The sequence below is a fragment of the Clostridium sp. Marseille-Q7071 genome (assembly GCF_965112025.1).
On record NZ_CBCOPR010000001.1, the window covers coordinates 1,424,780 to 1,448,775 of the forward strand.

The 23,996-nt window shown below is 28.8% G+C and carries 12 protein-coding genes and 1 pseudogene; 9 read left to right on the forward strand and 4 right to left on the reverse strand.

Features of this window, described 5'->3' with window-relative positions; all coding sequences use genetic code 11:
- Positions 1 to 29: 29 nt before the first annotated feature.
- Positions 30 to 1,090, forward strand: a pseudogene (tnpB, locus tag ACWPW7_RS06725) (IS200/IS605 family element RNA-guided endonuclease TnpB).
- Between the two features lie 164 nt (positions 1,091 to 1,254).
- Positions 1,255 to 2,949: a phospho-sugar mutase gene (locus tag ACWPW7_RS06730; protein ID WP_454052884.1), complete on the forward strand. Its 1,695-nt coding sequence runs from the start codon at positions 1,255 to 1,257 to the stop codon at positions 2,947 to 2,949.
- 41 nt (positions 2,950 to 2,990) lie between these two features.
- On the opposite strand, the gene ACWPW7_RS06735 is transcribed toward ACWPW7_RS06730, so the two are convergent.
- Genes ACWPW7_RS06735 through atoD form a run of 3 tightly spaced genes read right to left on the reverse strand, consistent with a single transcriptional unit; the run spans position 2,991 to position 4,603 of the window.
- Complete coding sequence (locus ACWPW7_RS06735) at positions 2,991 to 3,266, reverse strand: late competence development ComFB family protein (RefSeq protein ID WP_454052885.1); 276 nt, start codon at positions 3,264 to 3,266, stop codon at positions 2,991 to 2,993.
- A gap of 22 nt (positions 3,267 to 3,288) precedes the next feature.
- Positions 3,289 to 3,948, reverse strand: coding sequence for a CoA transferase subunit B (locus tag ACWPW7_RS06740; protein ID WP_454052886.1), 660 nt, complete (start codon positions 3,946 to 3,948; stop codon positions 3,289 to 3,291).
- A gap of 1 nt (position 3,949) precedes the next feature.
- Positions 3,950 to 4,603: an acetate CoA-transferase subunit alpha gene (gene atoD / locus ACWPW7_RS06745; RefSeq protein ID WP_291559745.1), complete on the reverse strand. Its 654-nt coding sequence runs from the start codon at positions 4,601 to 4,603 to the stop codon at positions 3,950 to 3,952.
- 440 nt (positions 4,604 to 5,043) lie between these two features.
- On the opposite strand from atoD, the gene addB reads away from it, so the two are divergent.
- The 7 genes from addB to ACWPW7_RS06780 all read left to right on the forward strand — a co-directional run bounded on the left by addB (position 5,044) and on the right by ACWPW7_RS06780 (position 22,974).
- A complete protein-coding gene (gene addB, locus ACWPW7_RS06750) occupies positions 5,044 to 8,490 on the forward strand; it encodes a helicase-exonuclease AddAB subunit AddB (RefSeq protein ID WP_454052887.1) in 3,447 nt (1,148 codons plus the stop codon).
- Positions 8,480 to 12,202, forward strand: a complete 3,723-nt coding sequence (gene addA, locus ACWPW7_RS06755; protein ID WP_454052888.1) for a helicase-exonuclease AddAB subunit AddA — start codon at positions 8,480 to 8,482, stop codon at positions 12,200 to 12,202. The genes addB and addA overlap by 11 nt, the downstream gene beginning before the upstream one ends.
- 252 nt (positions 12,203 to 12,454) lie before the next feature.
- Complete coding sequence (locus ACWPW7_RS06760) at positions 12,455 to 12,820, forward strand: hypothetical protein (protein ID WP_454052889.1); 366 nt, start codon at positions 12,455 to 12,457, stop codon at positions 12,818 to 12,820.
- A 138-nt stretch (positions 12,821 to 12,958) separates the two neighbouring features.
- On the forward strand, positions 12,959 to 13,195 hold the full coding sequence (locus ACWPW7_RS06765; protein ID WP_454052890.1) for a hypothetical protein: 237 nt from the start codon (positions 12,959 to 12,961) through the stop codon (positions 13,193 to 13,195).
- A 308-nt stretch (positions 13,196 to 13,503) separates the two neighbouring features.
- Positions 13,504 to 14,667, forward strand: a complete 1,164-nt coding sequence (locus tag ACWPW7_RS06770) for an exonuclease SbcCD subunit D (RefSeq protein WP_454052891.1) — start codon at positions 13,504 to 13,506, stop codon at positions 14,665 to 14,667.
- 1 nt (position 14,668) lies between these two features.
- Complete coding sequence (locus ACWPW7_RS06775) at positions 14,669 to 17,818, forward strand: AAA family ATPase (RefSeq protein WP_454052892.1); 3,150 nt, start codon at positions 14,669 to 14,671, stop codon at positions 17,816 to 17,818.
- Positions 17,819 to 18,885: 1,067 nt separating this feature from the next.
- The gene (locus ACWPW7_RS06780) at positions 18,886 to 22,974 is read left to right on the forward strand and encodes a glycosyl hydrolase family 18 protein (RefSeq protein WP_454052893.1); all 4,089 of its coding nucleotides are present in this window, start codon (positions 18,886 to 18,888) and stop codon (positions 22,972 to 22,974) included.
- Positions 22,975 to 23,043: 69 nt separating this feature from the next.
- Here ACWPW7_RS06780 and ACWPW7_RS06785 read toward each other — a convergent pair whose 3' ends face one another.
- Positions 23,044 to 23,886 carry a 4Fe-4S binding protein gene (locus tag ACWPW7_RS06785; RefSeq protein ID WP_454052894.1) on the reverse strand — a complete coding sequence of 281 codons (843 nt, stop codon included), beginning with the start codon at positions 23,884 to 23,886 and terminating at the stop codon, positions 23,044 to 23,046.
- Positions 23,887 to 23,996: the final 110 nt, after the last annotated feature.

Consider the following 23,996-nt stretch of genomic DNA (forward strand, 5'->3'; position numbering starts at 1 on the left):
AAAATCAAGGGATGAAATGAGGTGAGGATATATTAAAGGCTTATAGATATAGAATTTGTCCAAATGAAAAACAAAAATTATATTTAGCTAAAACATTTGGTTGTAGTAGATTATCTATAATAAAATGTTAGCGGATAGAATTAAATCCTACGAAGAAAACAAAGACTTAGATATTAAACAAATTAAGTATCCTACACCTGCACAATATAAGACTGAATTTTCTTGGTTAAAAGAAGTTGATAGTTTAGCTTTAGCTAATGAACAATTTAATTTAGACAAAGCTTATAAGAACTTTTTTAGAGATAAGTCAGTAGGATTTCCTAAATTCAAAAGTAAGAAAAGTAATTATCATAGTTATACAACTAATAATCAAAAAGGTACTGTATACATTGAAAATAATAAAATAAAAATACCAAAATTAAAAACTATGATAAAGATAAAACAGCATAGACAATTTGATGGATTAATTAAGAGTTGTACTATATCTAAAACACCTAGAGGCAAATACTATGTTTCTATATTAGTTGATACAGAAAATATTAAATTGACTAAAATTGATAAAAAAATAGGTGTAGATATGGGACTCAAAGAACTTGCAATATGCTCAGATGAATATAGAGAGCATAATCAAAAGTATCTTAAAAAATCAGAAAGAAGATTAATTAAGTTGCAAAAAGACTTAAGAAATAAAGCAAGATTAAAAGTAGCTAAATTACATGAAAGGATAGCAAATCAAAGGGCAAATTTCTTACATAAGTTATAAATAAAACTAATTAGAGAAAACCAATCTATAGTTATTGAGGACTTAAAAGTTAAGAACATGCAGCAAAATCATAAATTAGCAAAAGCTATAAGTGAAACTAGCTGGTCAGAATTTAGAAGGATGTTAGAATATAAAGCTGATTTGTATGGGAGAGAATTAGTTATAGCACCTAGTAATTATGCTAGTAGCCAGATATGCTCTGAATGCGGCTATAAAAATGAAGAAGTAAAAAATCTAGCCCTTAGAGAATGGACTTGTCCAAATTGTGGTGTTCACCATGATAGAGATATAAATGCTAGTAAAAATCTACTGAAATTAGCAATGTGATTTTGGTATTATAAAGAGGTTGGTTCGACCTTTTGAGCGTGGGTAAACTTGCTCCGTTGGGAGTATTGACCACGAAGCGACTACTTCAATGAAGTAAGTGGTAGTAGTTCACTCTATACTAGGATATAATAAAGGTATATCTTAGGAAAGAAGGGTTTAGAGGTATGAAATATAGAGATATATATAAATCATGGATAGAAAGTGATTATTTTGATGAAGCTACAAAGAAAGAACTTATAGATATAGAAAGTAATGAAGAAGAAATAGAGGATAGATTTTATAAAGATTTAGAGTTTGGAACTGCTGGGTTAAGAGGTAAGATTGGAGCAGGGACCAATAGGATGAACAGATATATAATTGCTAGAGCCTCACAGGGTCTTGCAGACTATATAAATGATGTAGAGAATAAGTCAGCAGATAAATCAGTAGCAATAGCTTATGATTGTAGGCACTTTTCCGAAGAATTTGCAAGAACTGCTGCTAGTGTTTTAGCAGCCAATAATATAAAAGCTTATATTTTTGACTCTTTAAGACCTACACCGGAGCTATCTTTTGCAGTAAGAGTTTTAGGATGTACTGCAGGAATTGTGGTAACAGCAAGTCATAACCCAAAAGAATATAATGGATTTAAAGTTTACTGGAAAGATGGAGCACAAATATTATCTGATATAGCCGATGGAATACTAAATAAAATTAATCAAATAAATGATTTTAAAGCTATTCCAAGTATGGAAATTCAAAAAGGAACAGAAGAAGGACTTATTGTATTTTTAGAAAGGGATATAGATGACTTATATCTTCAAAAAGTAAAATCATTATCTTTAAGTGAAGATATTGATAAAGATATAAATGTAGTTTATACACCTCTAAATGGTACAGGAATGGTATTTGTACCTAGAGTATTAAATGAAAGAGGATTTACTAATATTCATATTGTAAAAGAGCAGAAGGATCCAGATCCGGATTTTACTACCGTAGGATATCCTAATCCAGAAGATGTGAATGCTTTTAAACTTTCTATTGACCTTGGTAAAAAGGTTAATGCAGGCTTATTGATGGCGACAGATCCTGATTGTGATAGGATAGCCATAATGGTTAGAGATGAAAATAATGAATATGTAGCCTTCAATGGAAATCAAAGTGGTGCTATATTAGTTAAATATATCCTTGAAGGAATGAGAAATAAAAATATACTTCCACCTAATGGAGTTATAGTTAAATCTATTGTTACAGGAGATTTAGGTAAAGTTATAGCTAAAAGTTATGGTGTTCATACCGATGAAGCTCTTACAGGTTTTAAAAATATTTGTGGAAAAATCAATGAATATGAGGCAGAAGGAAGTTATCAATATATTTTAGGATATGAAGAAAGTATAGGATACAATGTAGGCACATTTGTAAGAGATAAAGATGGAGTAACTGCATCTATGCTTCTTTGTGAAGCAGCTGCTTACTATAAAAAAAGAGGAAAAACATTAATTGATGTATTAAATGAAATCTATGAAGAATTTGGATACTATAGGGAAAAGCAAATTTCTCTTGTTCTTGAAGGGATAAGTGGACAACAGAGAATAAAGAGAATGATGGAAGGGTATAGAAGAGAATATCCTCATAGTATAGAAAATTTAAAGTTAATTGAGACAATAGATTATACAAAACCAGAAGAAACTAATATGCCATATTCAGATGTGTTAAAATTTAAGTTTAATGATGGATCATGGTATGCAGTAAGACCTTCAGGTACAGAACCTAAAATAAAAATATATATTTACTCTAAAGGACATACTTTAAAAGACGCGGAAGATAAAATCAATATGATAAAAGAAGTTGTTTTAGGGAAAATAAATTCTATAGAATAAGTTTCACTTATTAAAAAAGCGTGATAAAAATCACGCTTTTTTTAATCATGTCTGGGATTAGCTGAAACCACTTCTATTGCCCTAAGCACGGAAGAAGTTATTGCAACCATTTCTCCATGGTTAATTTCTGTTTGAGCCTTTGTATATAACTGACCTTTTTCAGAAACTACATAACGAGGCTTTACATAATTAAGTGAAAGTGCCATCATATCAGCTTTACACTTTTCACATTTACATATGTCAGAATAGCTTAGTAATAGTTTATCTAAAAGATTTCTAACTATTACTTCTGAATAATTTAAAAACTCCCGTGACATCTTAGTTAATATCTAGAAGGAATTAAAATTCCATCTTTTTAACATTGTCTGGTATTATTAAATCAGCTAATGTTGCATTTTTTACATCCTCAATTGTAGCTTGAGGTCCTAGTTCTCTTAATACAAGACCCTCTTTAGTAACTTCCATAACAGCCATTTCAGTAATGATTAGGTTAACTTGATTAGCAGCAGTTAATGGTAGTGTACATTTTTTTAGAATTTTAGGATTTCCTTTTGCAGTATGTTCCATAGCAACTATAACCTTTTTAGCTCCAACTACGAGGTCCATAGCGCCACCCATTCCAGGAACTTTTTTTCCTGGTATCATCCAGTTAGCAAGGTTTCCTTCTTGGTCAACCTCTAATGCACCTAGTACAGTTGCATCAACATGCCCGCCTCTTATTATTCCGAAAGATATTGCGCTGTCAAAAAATGCAGCACCAGGTAAAACGGTTACAAATTGTCCGCCAGCATTAACTAAGTCTTTATCTTCTTTTCCTTCAGCAGGAGCAGGTCCTATTCCTACGAATCCGTTTTCAGATTGTAGTGTTACGTCTACTCCTTCTGGTATATAGTTAGCAACAAGAGTTGGAAGACCTATACCTAAGTTTACAACGTCTCCATCTTTTAATTCTTTAGCAACTCTTTTTGCGATTACTTCTCTTATCATATTTTTATCCATATTATTTGTCCTCCTTTACGATGTAGTCAACAAATATTGATGGTGTCATCACTATGTTTGCATCTAATTCTCCAGCTTTTACTAATTCTTCAGCTTCAACGATTACAATATCAGCAGCTGCAGCCATTAATGGGTTAAAGTTTCTTGTAGATTCGTGATAGTATACGTTTCCTTTTTCATCAACTTTAGAACCAAATATTAATGCTATATCAGCTTTTAGCGGAGTTTCAAGAAGGTATTCAGTACCGTTAACAGTTATTTTTTCTTTTCCTTCTTCAACAATTGTTCCAAGACCAGTTGGAGTTAAAAATCCGCCAAGTCCAGCACCACCACATCTAACTCTTTCAGCTAGTGTGCCTTGAGGAACAAGTTCCACTTCCATTTCTTTTTCATTCATTTGTCTTCCAGTTTCAGGGTTCGTTCCAATGTGAGAAGCGATTGTTCTCTTAACTTGCTTATTAATTATTAGCTTACCAATTCCTCTATCAGGGAATCCAGTATCATTAGCTATGATAGTTAAATCTTTAACACCCTTTTCTACTAGCGCATCCACAAGCTTTTCAGGAGTTCCAACAGCTAAGAAACCACCAATCATTAATGTCATTCCATCTTGAACATGTGCTAGAGCTTCTTCTACAGTAACAATTTTTTTCATATTTCTACCTCCATTGAATTAAACTTTCTTTAAAAATTCATCAAATAAAAAATTTGTAGAATATTAGAACTATATAAACATTCTACATATATTCGTTAAATCCTCTTTTTATTTGAAATTTCATAAAAAATTTAATTATATTTATTTTATTTAAGAGTTTTTTTGCAAAATTTAAGAAATTTGTAGAATAATTTTTTTATCTTAATGAAAAAGTTTTTGAATTTAAGGTAAAATATATAGTAAATAGAATTGGGAAAAAATATGCAAGCTAATACAGATATGATAGGTATTTAAATTTACAATGTAAAGTACAAAGTTTACAATTTGAAAAATAATCATATAATTGCTTAAAAATTAACTATGAATTTTTAAATGACATAATGATTGTTCCCTTTTTATAATAAATTTATGAAACTAATTACAACTTTATTACAGAGGATGTGAAAATATTGAGTTTAAGATTTATATTTGGAGGAGCTGGTAGTGGAAAAAGCTATCGTTGTATTGAGGAAATAAAAAGAAAAAAAGAAGATGGAGTAGACCATCCCTTAATTTTATTAGTACCAGAGCAGCTTTCTTTTAGAGCAGAAAAATTGTTAATAGAGAAAATAGGGGCTACAGGAATAAATAATGTATATGTACTTAGCTTTAAGAGAATGGCATATACCATTTTCAATGAGGTAGGTGGAATTACTCATGCTCATATGAGTTCAACAGGGAAGGCAATGATTATAGATAGAATAATGAAGGAAGTGCATGAAGATCTAAAAATATTTTCTTTAGCTTCAAGACAAAAAGGTTTTGTAGAAACTATTTCTGAAATGATAAATGAATTTAAAAGATACAATGTTTCCGTGGAGACCTTAAATATATTAAAAGAAGATGTAAGTCATAGTTCTTTACTTACAGATAAACTTTCAGATATATCATTAATTTATAGTAAGTATGAGGAAATATTAAAGAGTGGATATTTTGACCCAGAAGATGATTTAACTATTCTTTATGAGAAAATAGATGAAAGTAAGTTATTTAAAGGAGCAGAAATATGGATAGATGAGTTTTCAGGTTTTACTCCACAACAATATAAAATTATTGAAAGACTTTTTAAAAACTGCAGAAGAGTTAATATAACTCTTCCTTATGAAGGTAGTGATGTTAAAGGTGTAAGAGAAGGTGAAATAGATAGTACAGATGCTTTTTATACTGTGTATTATACAGAAAAAACTATACTGAAAATAGCAGGAGAAAATAATATTGCCTATGACAAACCATTAGTTTTAAAGGGAAATCCACGAAATGAATATAACTATAGATTTATAAATTCGGAGGAATTAGGATATTTAGAGAAAAATTATTTTTCAATAAACTCCAAGCCTTATGAAGGTGATACAAAGGATATAAAGATTTTTAAAGCCTTAAATACATATTCAGAAGTGGAGTATGTAGCTAGAGAAATATTAACACTTTGTAGAGAAAAAAATTATAGATTTAATGACATAGCTGTAGTTGCTAGAGATTTGAATTCATATGAAGAAATAGTGAAAGTTATTTTTGATGAATATGAAATACCACATTTTTTAGATAGGAAGAAAGATATAGATAATAATCCTGTTATTATATTGATAAAATCTTCTCTTGAGATATTTACAAAGAATTTTAGTTATGAATCAGTATTTAGATATTTAAAAAGCGGACTTTTAGATTTAACTTATGATGAAATTGATACTTTGGAAAATTATGTATTAGCTTATGGAATAAAAGGTAAGAAGAGATATGTAAATGATGATTATTGGAAGGATGAGACAGTAAAAGAGATTAAAGATAAATTTATAAATCCACTTATTAACTTTAGAAATAAGATTACTAATAGGAGCTATGTTAAAGATATTTGCAAAGCAATCTTTGAATTTTTAGAGGAAATTGAAATTCACGAAAAGCTTACTATATGGATTGAAAATTTTAAAGAAGATAAAAATTTAATAGCAGTAAATGAGTATAGTTCAATATGGAACTTGCTAATTGAGCTTTTAGATCAATTTGTAGAGGTTTTAGGTGAAGAAATATTACCACTAGGTGAGTTTATAGATATTTTTTCCATGGGAATATCAACTCATGAGATAGGATTAATTCCCCCTGCATTGGATCAGGTTATAGTAGGTAATATAGACCGTATAAGAACTCATGAGATAAAAGCACTTTATGTTATAGGAGTTAATGATGGAGTATTTCCTAAAATTATAAATGAAGAAGGTATTTTTAGTGATATGGATAGGACTGTTTTTGAAGGTAATGGTATTAAACTTGCCAATGATACTAAAGCACTAGCCTTTGCAGAACAGTATTTAATATATGCAACTTTAACTGTACCTAGTGAAAAGTTATGCCTTAGTTATCCTATTGCAAATTTTGAAGGTAAAACTCTTAGACCGTCTATAATCATTCCTAGAATGAAATCTATATTTAAGGATATTAAAGAAGAAAGTAATATATCAGAATTATGGGAACAACATAATAGTATAGAAAAAGTGGCAGCAAAACTTCCTTCTTTTAATGAACTTATTATGGAAATAAGAAAATTTATTGATAATAATGAAATTTCTCCATTATGGGAGGAAATATATAGATGGTTTATGGAGGAAGAGGAATTTAGAGAAAAAAGTAAAACTATTTTTGAAGGTTTTTCTTATACAAATGTTATTAATGCTATTAGTAGTGAAAAAATAAGAAAACTTTATGGTGGAAACAATTATTTTAGTGTTTCTAAAATTGAAAAATATGCTCAATGTCCCTTTGCTTATTTTATTCAATATGGCTTAAAAGCAAAGGAAAGGAAAGTATATAATTTTTCAGCACCAGACTTAGGAACTTTTATGCATAATGTACTAGATACTTTTTCAAAGAAAATTGAAAAGGATAATCTTAAATGGAAAGATTTAAATAAGGAATATTGTGAAAAAACCATAGAGTATATTGTTGAACTTATGGTTAGTGAAGATAGAAGCTTTGTTTTAAATAGTTCTGCTAGATATAAGTATATAACTGAAAGATTAAAAAGAGTTTTAATTAGAGCTGTACTAGTAATTGTTGAACAACTTAGAGTAAGCGGATTTGAACCACATGGCTATGAAATTTCCTTTGGTCTTAAGGATACAGATTACCCACCTATAGTACTAAAACTTTCAAGTGGAGAAACTGTAAGACTTATGGGAAGAATAGATAGAATCGATAAGTTCGTAGGTAATAATGAGGTTTATTATAGAATTATAGATTATAAGTCTGGTAATAAAGAATTTAAACTTAGTGATGTTTATTATGGACTTCAAGTGCAGTTATTAACCTATCTTGATGCAATTTTAAGTAATGAAGAGAAAAACAATACATTTTCAAAACCAGCAGGAGTCTTGTACTTTAAGATAGATGATCCTATTATTGCTATTAAAAAAGGAGCAAGTGATGAGGAGATAGAGAAAGAAATTCTAAAAGAATTAAAGATGAAGGGGCTTCTAATTAAAGACATAGAGATTTTAAGACAAATGGATAGCACTATGGATAATGGAAATAACTCTTCAGTAATACCGGTAGGGATTAAAAAGGATGGAGAACTTACATCTGCATCTTCTGTTATATCTTATGAAGGATTTAGTGCACTTAGAAATCATGTAAAACAGGAATTAGCTAAAAATTGTGAAGAAATGCTCAGTGGAAAAATTGGTATAAAACCTTATAAAAGAGGAGGAGAAAATCCATGTAGTTTTTGTAAACTTTCTCCTATATGTCAATTTGATTTATCCTTTGAAGAAAATAAATTTAGATTAATAAAGGAAAAAAAGGATAAAGAAATATTAGAAATACTAGAAAAGAAAGGAGATAGCAGTGATGAGCAGTAAAGAAGAAACAAAAGTAAGTTGGACTAGAGAACAGTTGGCTGCAATTAGTACAAGAGGAGCAAATTTATTAGTTGCAGCAGCTGCTGGTTCAGGAAAAACAGCAGTTTTAGTTGAAAGAATAATAAAGATGATAACAGATAGAGATAATCCTGTTGATATAGATAGACTTTTAGTTGTTACTTTTACAAATGCTGCTGCCTCTGAGATGAGAGAAAGAATAGGAGAAGCAATTTCAAAAGAAATTCATAAAAACCCCAATTCTAAGAGCCTACAAAGACAGCTAACTCTTTTAAATAAAGCAAGTATTACTACTATACACTCATTTTGTCTTGAAGTAATAAAAACAAATTTTCATATGATAGATTTAGATCCAGCCTTTAGAGTTGCAGATGAGACAGAGGCAATTCTTTTAAAACAAGAAGCTTTAGATGAGGTTTTTGAGGATATGTATGATAGGGATGACAAGCTGTTTTTAAAGCTAGTAGAATGCTATTGTAACAATAAAAATGATGGTCAGCTTTTTGATATGGTGTTGAATCTCTATAACTTTGCTATGAGTAGTCCTAGTCCTATAGAGTGGCTTAAAGAAAAAGCTGATGTATTTAATGTAAGTGATAACTTTTCCTTTCAAGATTCAAAGCTAGGGCAAGCGCTACTTAAAGATGTGAGAATAGAATTAGAGAGTGTTGTAAGTTCTATGAATATTGCTAGGGAAATAGTTAATAATACTCCTTCATTATTAAGTTATCAGGAAAATATAACTCCAGAGTATGAAATAATTAAAGGATTATATGAAAGCTCCAATTCCTTTGAAGATTTAAAGCATGGCTTTGAAGATGTAGCTTTTGGAAAGCTTACTACAATAAGAGGATGTAAAGATAAAATAGAGCAAGAAGAAGTAAAAAAAATAAGAGATAATGCTAAGAAAAAAATAGGTGAGCTTTCAAATATGATAATTCAAGCTTCTTCAAAGAAGAGTATAGAGGATCTAAAATATTTATATCCCCTTATGAATAAGCTTTCAGAGCTTGTGATTAAAATGAAGGAAGTCTATGATAAAAAGAAAAAAGAAAGAGCATTAATAGATTTTAATGATTTTGAACATTTTGCATTAGACATCTTAACGGAAAAGGATGATGAAGGAAAAATAATTCCTTCTAAAGTTGCAGAAGAATTAAGAGAAAAGTATGGAGAAATTTTAATAGATGAGTATCAGGATTCTAACTATGTTCAAGAGTATATTCTTACTATGATTTCAAGAAATCCCCTAGGAGAAAATAATATGTTTATGGTAGGGGATGTTAAACAGAGTATTTATAGGTTTAGGATGGCTAAGCCGGAGCTATTTCTTCATAAAAAAAATACTTATAGTGAAGAAGAAGATGCAGATGAAATAATAATAAAACTATATAAAAATTTTAGAAGTAGAAAAGAAGTTATAGATGCTACTAATTTTATATTTAAACATATAATGTCAAATAATGTAGGAGAGCTTGAATATACAGAGGAAGAGGCACTAAATTTAGGAGCGGATTATAAGCCTTTAGAAGATGATGGTATAGTAGGTGGACCTGTAGAAATAATGCTTTTTGAGAAAAATAAGGATATTGAAGAAGTTGAAGAAGAAGATAGTGAATCATTAACCAATATTCAAATAGAAGCTAGAGCAGTAGGAAATAGAATTAAGGAACTTACCAATATAGAAAGTGGTTTTAAAGTTTTTGATAAAAATAACAAAAACTATAGAAATGTAGAATATAAAGATATAGTAATATTACTTCGTGCTACCTCTGAGTATGCACCGGTATTTAGTGAGGAACTTAAAAATTTAGGTATTCCCGTATATGCAGATACTTCAGAAGGATATTTTAATACATTAGAAATTCAAATTATGATAAGTCTTCTTCAAATTATAGATAATCCAAGACAAGACATTCCATTATTAGCAGTACTTCGTTCTCCTATAGGTGGATTTTCAGCAGAAAATCTAGTAGATATAAGAGTAAATAGTCCTGAAACTACAGTTTATGAAGCTATGAATAGCTATATAAATGATGAAGGAAACTTAGATCTTAAGAAAAAAGTTGAAAAATTTTTAGAAAGGCTAGTTCATTGGAGAAATAAAGCTTTAATAACTCCTATTGATGAGTTTATTTGGTATTTATATATGGATACAGGATATTATGGGTATGTAGGTGCCATGCCAGCAGGAATTCAAAGACAGGCAAATTTAAGGATTTTATTTCAAAGGGCAAGACAATATGAAAATACAAGCTACAAGGGATTATTTAATTTTGTTAATTTTATTAATAAGTTAAGAGTAAGTAGTGGTGATTTAGGAAGTGCTAAAACCATAGGAGAAAATGAAAATGTAGTTAGAATTATGAGTATTCACAAAAGTAAGGGATTGGAATTTCCTATTGTATTTTTAAGTGCTATGGGTAAAAACTTTAATCGTATGGATAGTAGGAAAAAAGTACTTTTTCATCATGATTTAGGCTTTGGGCCTGAACTTGTTGATATAGAAAAAAGAATCTCTTATTCTCCTACTGTAAAGGAAATATTAAAAAGTAAAATCAATATAGAGAGTCTTTCTGAGGAGATGAGAGTTTTGTACGTTGGATTTACAAGAGCTAAGGAAAAACTAATATTAACAGGTACTTGTAGGGACTTTGATAAGTCTATAGAAAATTGGTCTTCGATGGCAAGAAATAGTGAAGATAAGATTTTAGAAGGGTATTTATTAAAAGGGAATAGCTATCTAGATTGGGTTATGCCTTGTATTATAAAGCATAGAGATGGTGAGCCATTAAGAAATTACCTAAAGATTAATGAGGAATCGGTAAGAGTAGTCCAAGATGATTCTAAATGGAGTGTAAAACTTATGAATTACAAGGATTTAGACATAGAAGAGGGCATAGCTAAGCTAGAAACTATAGATATTAAAGAAAAGTTAAAGGAAATAGAATTAAAAGAAATTAATATTCATTATAGAGAAGAAATAGAAAAAAGACTTAATTTTAAATATAAATATGAAGCTTCTACAAAGATACCTACTGTACTTACTGTATCAGAATTAAAGCGTACCTATAATCAAAACTTAAATGATGAATTTGTTAATACAAATTATATACCTAGCATTGTTAGAAAACCTATGTTTTTAGAAGAGAAGAGAGGATTAACAGCTTCAGAAAAAGGAACTGCAATGCATAGTGTGATGCAAAGGCTAGATATTAATAACATTAATTCGAAGGAAGATATAATATCTCAAATTGAAAATATGGTTATAAAAGAACTAATTACAGAAGAGCAAGCTAAGTCTATTAGAGTAGAAAAGATATTGAAATTTTTTAATACCAACTTAGGCGAAAGAATTTTAATAGCACATAACAAAACTAAGGTTTATAGAGAAACTCCTTTTAGTATTGAAATAAGTAGTACAGAAATAGATGAAAGCTTAGATAAAAAAAATTATGAAAAAGAAAATATAATAGTTCAAGGTATAATAGATGGATACTTCGAAGAAGATGGAGAAATAGTGTTATTTGATTACAAAACAGATTATGTACCTAATGGTAATACTGCTTCAATAGTGGAAAAATACAGAGTTCAAATTGATTATTATACTAGGGCATTAGAAAAGATATTAGGAAAAAAAGTTAAAGAAAGATATCTATATTTATTCTCTATTGATAAGGAAGTAATACTTTAATTTTATTTAGAAAAATCTATTTGCTGTAAAGTGAAAATTTATGTAGGAAGAGATACTTGTATTGATTGTAGTTTAATATATTGTAAGTTATGTAAAATCAACAAAAAAAGAAATACCTGGCACTTTAGATAAAATTTTAGTTAAAGAAGTCCTTTCAATTGTAAAAATTAATAATAGTAAAGTTGCTAAAAACTTTAATGGAGATAGTGTCCTACTGGAATATGATACAATTAAATAATAGGGGGAGTAATCATGAATATTAAACCAAATGCAGAAAATGAGAATGAAAATGTAGAAACTATTGAAACTAACTCTGAAATAAAAAAGAATATGAGTTTATATTTAGTTTTTCAGCCTATAGTCGGACTTCTTATTTCTATTGCTTTAGTAATTATTTTTTTAATACGTAAGGTTACATGGTCTATTCCTACGTTATTATATTTGCTTATGCCACTAGGAGTCTTAACTTTGATATATGTTTTGTTATGCATCCCGTTTCATAAAGCCCTTGATTTATCTCCAATTTTTTTAAGAGGTAAATTAAAATATTTAACAATTGCCCTAGTAGTAGTTTTTATAGGATTAAATGTATTACTTTTTAAGGTTAACCCTATATGATTGTAAATTAAGACTAATTGAAAATAAATCACAAAGAATGTTATTCATAGGTCATAGATATGAATAATTTTATGATTTCCCTTTCCATAGTAATTAAAAAAGTCTTTAGAAATATATTTACAGTGGGAGGGGATATTTATGAAAAGAAAAAATTTATTTATTACTTTATTGGCAATATTATTAATAATTTTTATAGGAAGTCTAAACTATGTAAAGTTAATAAAAGATAATAAAATAGCGCTATATCATAGCCATAAAATAAAGTCAGAGTTCCAAAAGTATACCTATAATGAAGAAAATAAATATAGGTCTTATAGTTTAAAATGTAAGTGTGATGATAATATATTAAAAATACATTTATATAGTAGGAGATAAAGAATTTTAAAATAAACAAATTTAAGTTAAAAGATATGTTTAATTTAAATTTGTTTTAGGAAACAATTATAATATAAAAAATCGTGATATCTAGTCACGATTTTTTTTTATAATAACTACTTCAAAATTATTTTTTAATACTAAATTCATAATATAGATTTGATAAATATAAAATGGATGTTAGAATTTATTTATATATAGAAATAACATTATATTTTAAGAAAGTATTTATAGCTTGAGATATAAGATATAAAATAGTATGTTAATTTTGTTGTAAAGAGAGTATTTGTTGTTAGGAGGAGATTTATATGAAAATATTACATACTGGGGATTGGCATATTGGAAAATTAGTTCATGGATACCATATGACTGAGGATCAAGATTATGCATTAAATTCACTATGTGATGTTATTAAAGAGGAGAAGCCAGATGTTTTAGTTATTGCTGGAGATATATATGATAGATCAAATCCTCCTGTGGAAGCGGTAGCACTTTTAAATAAATATCTTAATAAAATTCTTATGGAATTAGAAACTCCTATTATTGCTATTGCAGGAAATCATGATAGTGCAGATAGACTTCATTTTGGAAGCGATATATTTTCAAAAAATGGATTATATATAGAGGGTGTATTTAGAAAAGATATAAAAAGAATAGTTTTAAAAGATGAACATGGCCCTGTAAATTTTTATTTACTTCCATTTGTTGAGCCAGCCATAGTTAGAGAGGTTTTTAATGTAGATGTAAGAAATTATGAGGATGCTACAAAAATTATTTTAGATTATATAAAAGAGAATATGAATAAAGAAGAACGAAATGTATTAGTTACTCATGGCTATGTTACAGGAATAAATGAACTAGAAATCTGTGAATCAGAAAGGGCATTATCTATAGGGGGAACTGACTACATAAAAGCTGAAATTTTTGAGGAGTTTCATTATACAGCATTAGGTCATTTACATAAATGTCAAAAGGTAAGTGATGATAGAATTAGATATTCTGGATCACTTTTAAAATACTCTTTTTCAGAGTGTAATCATAAGAAATCTGTTACCGTGGTTACTTTAGATGAGAAGGGAGAAGTTGAAATAAATTTAAGACCTGTAAAGACCCTAAGAGATATGAGAAAAATAAAAGGAAATTTAGAAAATCTTTTAGATATGGAAGTGTATAATGACACTAATGTAGACGACTATATTCATGCTATTTTAACAGATGAAGGTGAGCTTTTAGAACCTATGAGAAAATTGAAATCTATTTATCCCAATGTTATGTCATTAGAGAGGGAAAATAGAATTAATAATTTAGGAGACATTAAAACTTCTGCAGGAGAAGGTGCAAAATATAAATCTAAGATGGAGCTTTTTGAAGAATTTTATGTTTCTATAACGGGAAAAGAATTTACTGAGGAGAAAAAAGAAATTATGTCATCCATTATAGAAGAAGTCCAAAGAGAAGAGAGGAGGAATTAGTATGAAACCTATAAAACTTACCTTAAATGCCTTTGGACCTTATAGAGATAAGACAGTTATAGATTTTACCTTACTTGAAAATAGAAATATATTTTTAATTACAGGAAACACTGGAGCTGGAAAGACAACAATTTTTGATGGAATAAATTTTGCACTCTATGGAGATGCTAGTGGCTCAGAAAGAGATGGAAAAAGTCTTAGAAGTGACTTTGCAGATATAGATGAACTCACTTATGTAGAATTAGAGTTTAAACTTAGAAATCATATATATTTTTTAAGAAGAGTACCACCTCAACTTACTAAAAAGAAAAGAGGAGAAGGTACAACAGAATTTAAGGGAGAGGCAGAGTTAAAGTCTTTAACTAATGATAAATTTGAAATCATAACTGGTCTTGACAAGGTTACTAAGAAAGTAGAAGAATTTTTAGGGATTAATAATAAACAGTTCAAGCAAATAATTATGATACCTCAAGGGGAATTTAGAAAACTTTTAACTGCTGATAGTAAAGAAAGAGGAGATATACTTCAAAAGATTTTTCGAACAGAGTGCTATAGAAGTATACAAGAAAAGCTTAAAAGAAAAGTACAGGATATAAGTAAAAATACATCTATGGCTAATGAAAGAAGAAATGTATATATAAAAAGCATTGATGCTTATGAAAATACAGTTTTAAAAGAGCTTATGCTAGAGCAAAACCCTAATATGGACAAAATTAAAGAAAGCTTAATTTTATTATTACATGAAGATAAAGGTTTAGAAGAAAATATATTAAAATATATTAAAAAAATTGAAAAAAAGATAAGTGAGAAATCTAGAGAAATAGGTAATGCTGAAGAGGCAAATAAAAAATTAAAAGAAAAAGAGGAAATAACCTTAAAAAAAATTCAACTTGAAAATGAAAAGGAAGTCTATGAAAAATTAGAAATAGATTTAAATAGAGCAAGAAATGCAGAAAGTATTAAACCTATAGAAGAAAATTATATTCAAAGAAAAGATAGCGTAGATAACAGAGTAAAAGAAATAAGTAATTTAGAGAATACACTAGTAGAGTACGAAAAACAATTAAAAATCTCTGAGGAAAAGTATAACCTTGAGAAGTCAAAGGAAGAAGAAAGAAATTCTCTTATAGAATATGGCACAACACTTAAGTCTTATATAGATAAAGTGAAAAAAATAGATGAGCATAAAATTTCTGTAAATCGTTTAAACGCTATGTTGAAGAACATAGAGGGAGAGTTAAAAACTTCTAATGAAAAGCTAGAAAAGATTAAAATGGATGAAGTAAGTATAAGAAAAAAAGTAGAAGAAGGAACTAAGGCTTCTATTGAAATCGCCACTATAAATTCTCTATTAAAAGAAAAGGAAGCAATTAGAAAAAAATTATTAAATCTTCATGATGATAATAAAGAATTTTTAGCTTATAGTACAAAATTTAAAGAGTTTAAAATAGAATATGATACTGCTGAACAAGAATTTAAAGTAGCTAAAGAAAATTTAGATATGTTACAAGAAAAATTCTTAAAAGGACAGGCAGCTATAATGGCTATGGCATTGAAAGACGGAGACGAATGTCCTGTATGTGGAGGTACAAGTCATCCTAAAAAGGCAGTTAACAATGTGAATGTACCAAAAGAAGAAGAAATAAACCTAGCTAAAAATCATTTTGAAAAGCTTGATACGAGATATAGAGAAGAATTAGAGAAGTATAATAAATTGCAAGAAAAAATTAAACTTAAAAAAGAAGAAATAGAAAAGAAAAAGCATGAAATAGAAGAAGAAAAAATAGCAAATTTTGGTGAAATAATAGGAATTAAACTTACAGAATTGATAATTGATAAAGGTAAGTCAATAAAAATTGAAATTGATGAGTTAAATAATAGATTTATACAATTAAAAACTAAGTCAGAATTGCTGAATAAGCTAAAAATAGAAGAAGAAAATCTTATTAGAGAAAAAGAACAGTTAGAGAAAAACATAAAAGTTTTAGAAGAAAATAAAGTAGAAACTTATGGGGAAAATGAAAAGGTTAAAGAAAAATTAGAAGGAATCTTAAGAGAAGTACCTAGTGAAATACAAAGTGAAGAAGCGTTAGATATTGTTATAAATGCAACTAGAAATAAATTTTTGATACTTAAAAAATTATTTGAGGAAGCAGAAGAAAATTATAATAAATATAAAACTTACTATGAGAAGCTTAAGACCTCACAAGATGAAAAGATAAAAATATTAGAAGAAGAAAAAAAATTATTAGAAAAAAGCAATAATCAATATTTAGAAAGTATATTAAAAGGTGGATTTAGTTCTGTAGATGAATATAAAGCTTGTAAGAAAAATAGTGAAGACATAGTAAGGCTAGATACAGCTATTCAAAATTATAAACAAGAGTTAAAATCTATAGTTGATAGATATGAAATCATAATTTTACAAACTAAAGAACTGCAAATTATAAATATTGAAGAATTAAAAAAGGAACTTGATTTGCTTATATTAGAAAAAGAAAAGATTACAGAGGAAAGAAACAAAGTATTTGCTAGAATTAAAAATAATAGTGAAGTTTTAGAAAATATAAGAAAAATAAATGAAGAACTAAAAGACTTTGAAGAAAAATATAGAGTTATAGCAGATTTATCTAACGCAGCCAATGGATTTACTACCATCAAAACTACTTTTGAAAGATATGTACTTGCTTCTTTTTTTGAAGAAATCATAGGAGCAGCTAATATTAGATTAAGAAAAATGACATCTAATAGATATGAGTTAAATAGAACGGATGAAGGAAAAATTGCTAGTAGCCAAAGTGGACTTGATATAGAGGTTTTCGATAACTACACAGGAAAGGCTAGACCAGCAAAAACTTTGTCTGGTGGAGAAGGATTTAAAGCCTCTTTAGCTTTAGCATTAGGACTTGCAGATGTAGTAGAGGGTAATGCTGGTGGAGTAAATATAGACACTATGTTTATAGATGAAGGTTTTGGCACATTAGACCCAGAATCCTTAGATGTCTCTATAAATTGTTTATTAGAACTACAAGATGCAGGTAAATTGGTGGGAATAATATCTCATGTACCAGAATTAAAAGAGAGAATAGAAGGTAGATTAGAGGTTATATCTACTTCAAGGGGAAGTAGTGCAAAATTCAATATAAAATAAAAAGAAACGCAGTATAGCAATTTTATTTAAAATTATATTTATAATTAGATTGAACAACAAAAACACTATCAATATTATGAAATTTAATAATATTGATAGTGTTTATTTTATTTTTAAATAAAAAACACCAAAATATGTTAGTTGAATTAATAGAAATTAAACTTTAAAAAATATCATAATATCTTAAAAAAATCTATAGATACACAATATTCGACAATTACTGATAAAAATATAGTATAATTTTAGAAAAAATATATTCTTATTGAAGTTTAGTAAAATTTTATGCAATTCTTTAATCATACCATAAAAAATTCTAAATTTTTAGACTTGTATTAAATTTATGCATAATTTATAATTAAATTATAGCAATTTGAAAAATAAGGATATTTAGAGATTATATAATTCATATATAAATTACAGCTTATTACATAAAGTCCTCATTACGAAAATCAATTAAACATAAGTTAGCAAAGATTTTAAATTTTGTTTAATTTTTGTATGAACAAAGCACTATTCCTTTAAGATATAGATAAATTAAGTATATAATTTTCGATAGAACTTTAGAGAAATATTTAAATTTTCTCTATCATTTATTACAGTTTTTTGAATTTTAGATATAAGTATTCCATTTTTGTGTTTTTATCAATAATTAAAAGATAGATTAAATTCTTTAATATATGCTTTACAATTTATTTTATTAATTAAATCTTTAGATAGAGCGTAATTAGACTTTCAGAAAATGAGTTTAATAATGACAATGAAATAATTAAATATATCGTAAAAAATTAAATTTAAAAGTTAAAATTGGTGAGAATTTTTATTAAACTCACCAAAAAAATTTAGCTTAGATAGATAATTTTTTAACATTTATAAATATTGCAGATATGAACTTAACTTTTAAAATTGAATCATAAAGGATATTTATTCATGCACATTTTTGCTATCAAGTTATATTAAAAATTAAATGAAGAAAATCCTTTTTGAAATAAGTTTAAAAAGCTTTAAATATAATGGTCATAAAGCTTTGAAAACTATTAAATTGCTATGTTATATAAGGGGGAGAAAAAATGAAAACTACTAAAGGTAAAGGTAAAAAAGGTACAGTTACAAAAAGAGTTGTATCAGCTACAACGGCAGTATCACTTTCACTAGGAATACTAGTTGCAGGTATAAGTCCTATAGAAGTGAAAGCAGTAGACTTAAAAAATTCTAAAAATGTTCAAAAATTTTTAAGTTCAGCAGGAAAACGTAATGTTATGTATTATGGAGATTGGTCTATCTGGGGCGGTGAGGGAAATTTTTACCCTAAAGATATTCCAGCAGATCAAATAACACATTTAAATTTTGCATTTTTAGATTTTGATGCAGAAGGGAATTTAATATTTACGGATAAAGACGCTGCCACAGGTTCTCCGGCTGGAGAATCAAATGTTCAATGGGGAGATGCAAATGCAGGTATATTGCCAGCATTACAAGAACTAAGAGCAAAGAATCCCAATTTAAAAATAGGAGTATCCTTAGGAGGATGGTCTAAATCAGGAGATTTTTCAGTTGTAACCGCAAGTCCACAAAAACGTGCAAAATTTGTGGAAAATATTATAAAGTTTATTGAATATACAAATATGGATTTTGTAGATGTTGATTGGGAATATCCAAGCTCAGTCCGTCAACCAGATTTAGTTGATAATAAAAATGATGAAGGTACACCTAATGCTAAGCTACAGGATAAAGAAAATTATATATTATTGTTACAAGATTTACGTAATGCACTAAATAAGCAAGGTGATAAATTAGATAAACAATATGAGTTATCAGTAGCATTGCCAGCTCCAAAAGCAACTCTTGATCTTGGAATTGACATTGATGCTTTATTTAATATTGTTGACTTTGCTAATATTATGACTTACGACCTAAGAGGTGCTTGGGATGACACAAGTGGTCACCTAACTGGATTATATTCAAATCCAAATGATCCACTTGCAGGAAAAGGATTAAGTGTTGATGAAAGTGTTAACTATTTAATTAGCCAAGGAGCAGAGCCGGAAAAAATAGTCGTTGGTGCAGCATTCTATACTCGTGGATGGGAAAAGGTAAGTAAAGGACCAGATGCTAGTACACCAGGATTATACGGCGAAGCATCTATAGTAGGAACTGATGCAGATCAATCTCCAAGTCGTGGAGCAGAAAATGAATCACCATTAATATCAGGAGACAGAGGACGCCGTGGCGGAGTATGGGCACATCGTAGCTTTGATAAATTAAAAGCAAAATATCCAGGAGTTAAAGAGTACTGGGATGATGTAGCTAAAGCACCATATCTTTATGATGAAAACTCAGGAGCATTCTTTACTTATGATAACATACGTTCAATTACAGAAAAAACAAGTTATGTTAATGAAAATAATTTAGGTGGAATGATATCATGGATGTCATCACAAGATGCTCCAACAAATTCTAGCAAACGCGATGAATTAACAAAAACTGCAAAAAAAGGTCTTTTTGGTGATGGGGAATTACCAGCTTATGAAATAAAATATGCAGACTTAGATATAATGGCGACAATAGAACCATACAAAGAGTCATGGGGATCAAGTGGTGGATATAAAATAACTATTAAAAATAATGAAGTAGTAAATGAATCTGGTGAAGTATTAAGGGCTGTGGAAAGATCAGCAGAGACAATTAAATTTCCTAAATTATATATTAAGAATAATGGTGGAAACTTAACCTCAGGTGATTATCAGGCAGGTACTGTAACAAATAAAGATGGCTATACAATGGTAGACCTTAAAGGCGTATGGGAAGGTAAAATGATAGACCAAGGCAAAAGTTATAGTTTTAAGCTAAAATCTACTGAAGCACCTCAAGATACTTCAGCTATTGAAAGTATAGAAATCACTCAACGTATTACACCAAATGGAGTGGAAATGGTAAGACAAACTATTTTTGGAGAGGCAACAGGACCTTCTGATGTAAATACTAAGCCTACATTAAAGGGAGTATCAAATAAAACAATAACTGTTGATGATAACTTCAATCCAATGGCTGGTATAACAGCTTATGATAAAGAAGATGGAGATTTAACAAGTAAAATCTTAGTAAAAGGAACTGTTGATACAACAAAGGTTGGAACTTACAAATTAGTATATAGCGTTACTGATAGCAAAAATGAAACTACTACAGAAGAATGTACAATAACAGTAAAAGCAAAAGATGTAAATACTAAGCCTACATTAAAGGGAGTATCAAATAAAACAATAACTGTTGATGATAACTTCAATCCAATGGCTGGTATAACAGCTCATGATAAAGAAGATGGAGATTTAACAAGTAAAATCTTAGTAAAAGGAACTGTTGATACAACAAAGGTTGGAACCTACAAATTAGCATACAGTGTTACTGATAGCCAAAATGAAACTACTACAGAAGAATGTACAATAACAGTAAAAGCAAAGGAAAGTACTGTTATTGACTTTGGAGTTGGACAAGGTATAGAATGGCCAGCACAAGTAAATGCACCATTTGTTGATATGGTTGCATGGGTAACAAAACCAGATTATAGCAATGATGGAGTAGCAAATTTAGAAAGGTTATCTCTTGATACAGGAGTTAAATTTTTCAACCTTGGATTTGTACAAGCTACCTCAAACACTATTAAAGATGGAAAAGTTCAATGGGGGTGGGGTGGACACTCTGTTCTAAGTGAGGAACATAAAGATAATACACAGTATCAAGGAATTAAAAAATCAATAAAAGAATTACGTGAACTTGGAGGAGACGTTGCAATTTCACTTGGAGGTTTAAACGGAACTCCATTCTGGGAAGCAACTCAAGATGTAGAAGTATTAACTAATACTTATATGGACATTGTTCAAGGTTACGGATTAACTAGATTAGATTTAGATATTGAAGGATCCGCACAAGATAAAGGTAAAAATACTGCAAATGCTAAAGCGATTAAAAAAGTTCAAGATGCAACAGGAGTTGATATTGTTTTAACTGTTCCTGTATTACCAAGTGGACTAACTTGGAATCAACTTGATGTTTTAGAGGCATATCTTTCAGAAGGTGTTGATGTTGAAGTTGTAAACATAATGACTATGTGTTATGGCCCAGGAACGTTATTACCAGGAGAAAATTATGGAACAGGATCAGTAAGAGCAATAGATAGTACAAAAAACCAGTTAAAAGATTACTTTAAGAAATTTGCAAATATAGAGTTAACAGATAGACAAGCCTATGGCAAAATAGGTACTACTTCATCAATAGGCTTTGAAGGAAGTGCACACCCTATATTTACAAAAGAATGGTCTAAGTTGGTTGTTGATCATGCTATTGAAAAAGAAATAGCTATGACGTCATTTTGGTCAATGAATAGAGACGCTATGTTAGAAACAAATGCAGGAGTATCTAGTCAATATGAATTCACAGAAGTATTTAAGAAGTTTGAAGAAGGTGATGAAGGAACAAATCCTCCAATAAACACTTCACCAATATTAAAAGGAATAGAAGACAAAAAAATATTTGTTGGCGAAGCCTTTGATGCTATGGAAGGTGTTACAGCAATTGATAAAGAAGATGGTAATTTAACAGATAAAATAATAGTTACAGGTAATGTTGATAATAACATTGCAGGAGCGTATACATTAATTTACACCGTTGAAGATAGTGAAGGACTAATTACCACAAAAGAACGTATAATAACAGTTAAAGAAAAACCTGACATTACAGATGATAATTTCGATCCAAACAAGATCTACGTAGAAGGAGATACTGTAATATATAAGGGTGAAAAATATACTGCTAAATGGTGGACTCAAGGAGGAGTTCCAGAAAACAATCCTGCATGGGAAAAGGAAGTTATCCCAAATGAAGATGGTAGTACAGAATATATAGAAGGAAAAACTTATGTAGGTGGAGATGTTGTTTTATACCAAGGTAAAAGATATCAAGCTAAATGGTGGACAAAATCAACTCCAGGTAGTGATGAGTCATGGGAGGCATTAGATAAAGATGAAAATGGCCACATGGATTATGTAGAAGGGAAAGCTTACGTAGAAGGAGATATTGTTTTATACCAAGGCAAAATGTATCAAGCTAAATGGTGGACAAAATCGACTCCAGGTAGTGATAATTCTTGGCAATTAATTAACTAAGTACTATTTTAAATAATTAAAATGAGAGGATGTCTTAAAAGTATAATTTTTAAGACATCCTTTTAAACATTATTTTAATAATGTTTCTATCCCAACTCGATCTATAGTTTCATTAAACTTTTCATTTTCTAAGGCATTTGCACAATAAAAATCTAATATTTTTGAGATTACCTCTGGAATTTCTTCTAATTTAAATTTTTTATTTAGAGCAGTTCCAAGCTTTTGCTTTTTACCAGATTTTCCTCCAAGATAAATCATTAAGCCTTCATTATCTATGGATATGGCATCAAATTTACATGCTTTGAAGCATTTACCACAATCTTTACATAGCTCATTGTTTAAAATTAATTTATCTTTAATTTCTAAAGCTTTTTTCTTACAAATCTTAGTACACGCACTGCATAACTTACAATTTTCTTCATTAATTTTTATGGGACTTGTAGCAATAATTCCTATATCATATTGATTTGAAACTACACAATTATTAGGACATCCAGATATACCTATTTTTACTTTATTAGGAAGAGATTTTGAATAATTTTTCTCATATAATTTGGACGTAAGGGCATAGGTATCTATAGTACCATTAATACATATACTACCTCTACAGCTAACTATATAGCTTAATTTTTTATTGTTTATATTAATATGTAAGTTCATAGAAGCTATTTCTTTTCTTACTGTATCTATATATTCGCTTTTAATATCAGGTATTTCAATACTTTGATAGGTAGTAAGAGCAATTTTGCCACTGCCATATTTATGGGAAAGTTTTGCTAATTCATTCATTTGTTCATAAGTAAACATATTATCATAACTTATAACTCTTACAGAAAAAAGATTTTCATTTTTTTGACGTAGAAATCCCTTCTCTTTTATTTTTATCAATTGTAATTTTGCTTCATTATTCATCTTATGATAACTCCTTATAAATTTTTTAACTTACGCATCTTCAAGAAAATAGATCAAAAGTTTTAACTGGTAATTTTCTTTAAGATATCTTAATTATATTATAAAGTATA

Bases quoted from the DNA above. Each gene is read 5' to 3' on its own strand.
- ACWPW7_RS06785 (WP_454052894.1), bottom strand. From the start codon at position 23,886: ATGAATAATGAAGCAAAATTACAATTGATAAAAATAAAAGAGAAGGGA.
- ACWPW7_RS06730 (WP_454052884.1), top strand. From the start codon at position 1,255: ATGAAATATAGAGATATATATAAATCATGGATAGAAAGTGATTATTTT.
- ACWPW7_RS06765 (WP_454052890.1), top strand. From the start codon at position 12,959: ATGAAAAGAAAAAATTTATTTATTACTTTATTGGCAATATTATTAATA.
- ACWPW7_RS06760 (WP_454052889.1), top strand. From the start codon at position 12,455: ATGAATATTAAACCAAATGCAGAAAATGAGAATGAAAATGTAGAAACT.
- ACWPW7_RS06735 (WP_454052885.1), bottom strand. From the start codon at position 3,266: ATGTCACGGGAGTTTTTAAATTATTCAGAAGTAATAGTTAGAAATCTT.
- ACWPW7_RS06775 (WP_454052892.1), top strand. From the start codon at position 14,669: ATGAAACCTATAAAACTTACCTTAAATGCCTTTGGACCTTATAGAGAT.
- atoD (WP_291559745.1), bottom strand. From the start codon at position 4,603: ATGAAAAAAATTGTTACTGTAGAAGAAGCTCTAGCACATGTTCAAGAT.
- addA (WP_454052888.1), top strand. From the start codon at position 8,480: ATGAGCAGTAAAGAAGAAACAAAAGTAAGTTGGACTAGAGAACAGTTG.
- ACWPW7_RS06740 (WP_454052886.1), bottom strand. From the start codon at position 3,948: ATGGATAAAAATATGATAAGAGAAGTAATCGCAAAAAGAGTTGCTAAA.
- ACWPW7_RS06780 (WP_454052893.1), top strand. From the start codon at position 18,886: ATGAAAACTACTAAAGGTAAAGGTAAAAAAGGTACAGTTACAAAAAGA.
- ACWPW7_RS06770 (WP_454052891.1), top strand. From the start codon at position 13,504: ATGAAAATATTACATACTGGGGATTGGCATATTGGAAAATTAGTTCAT.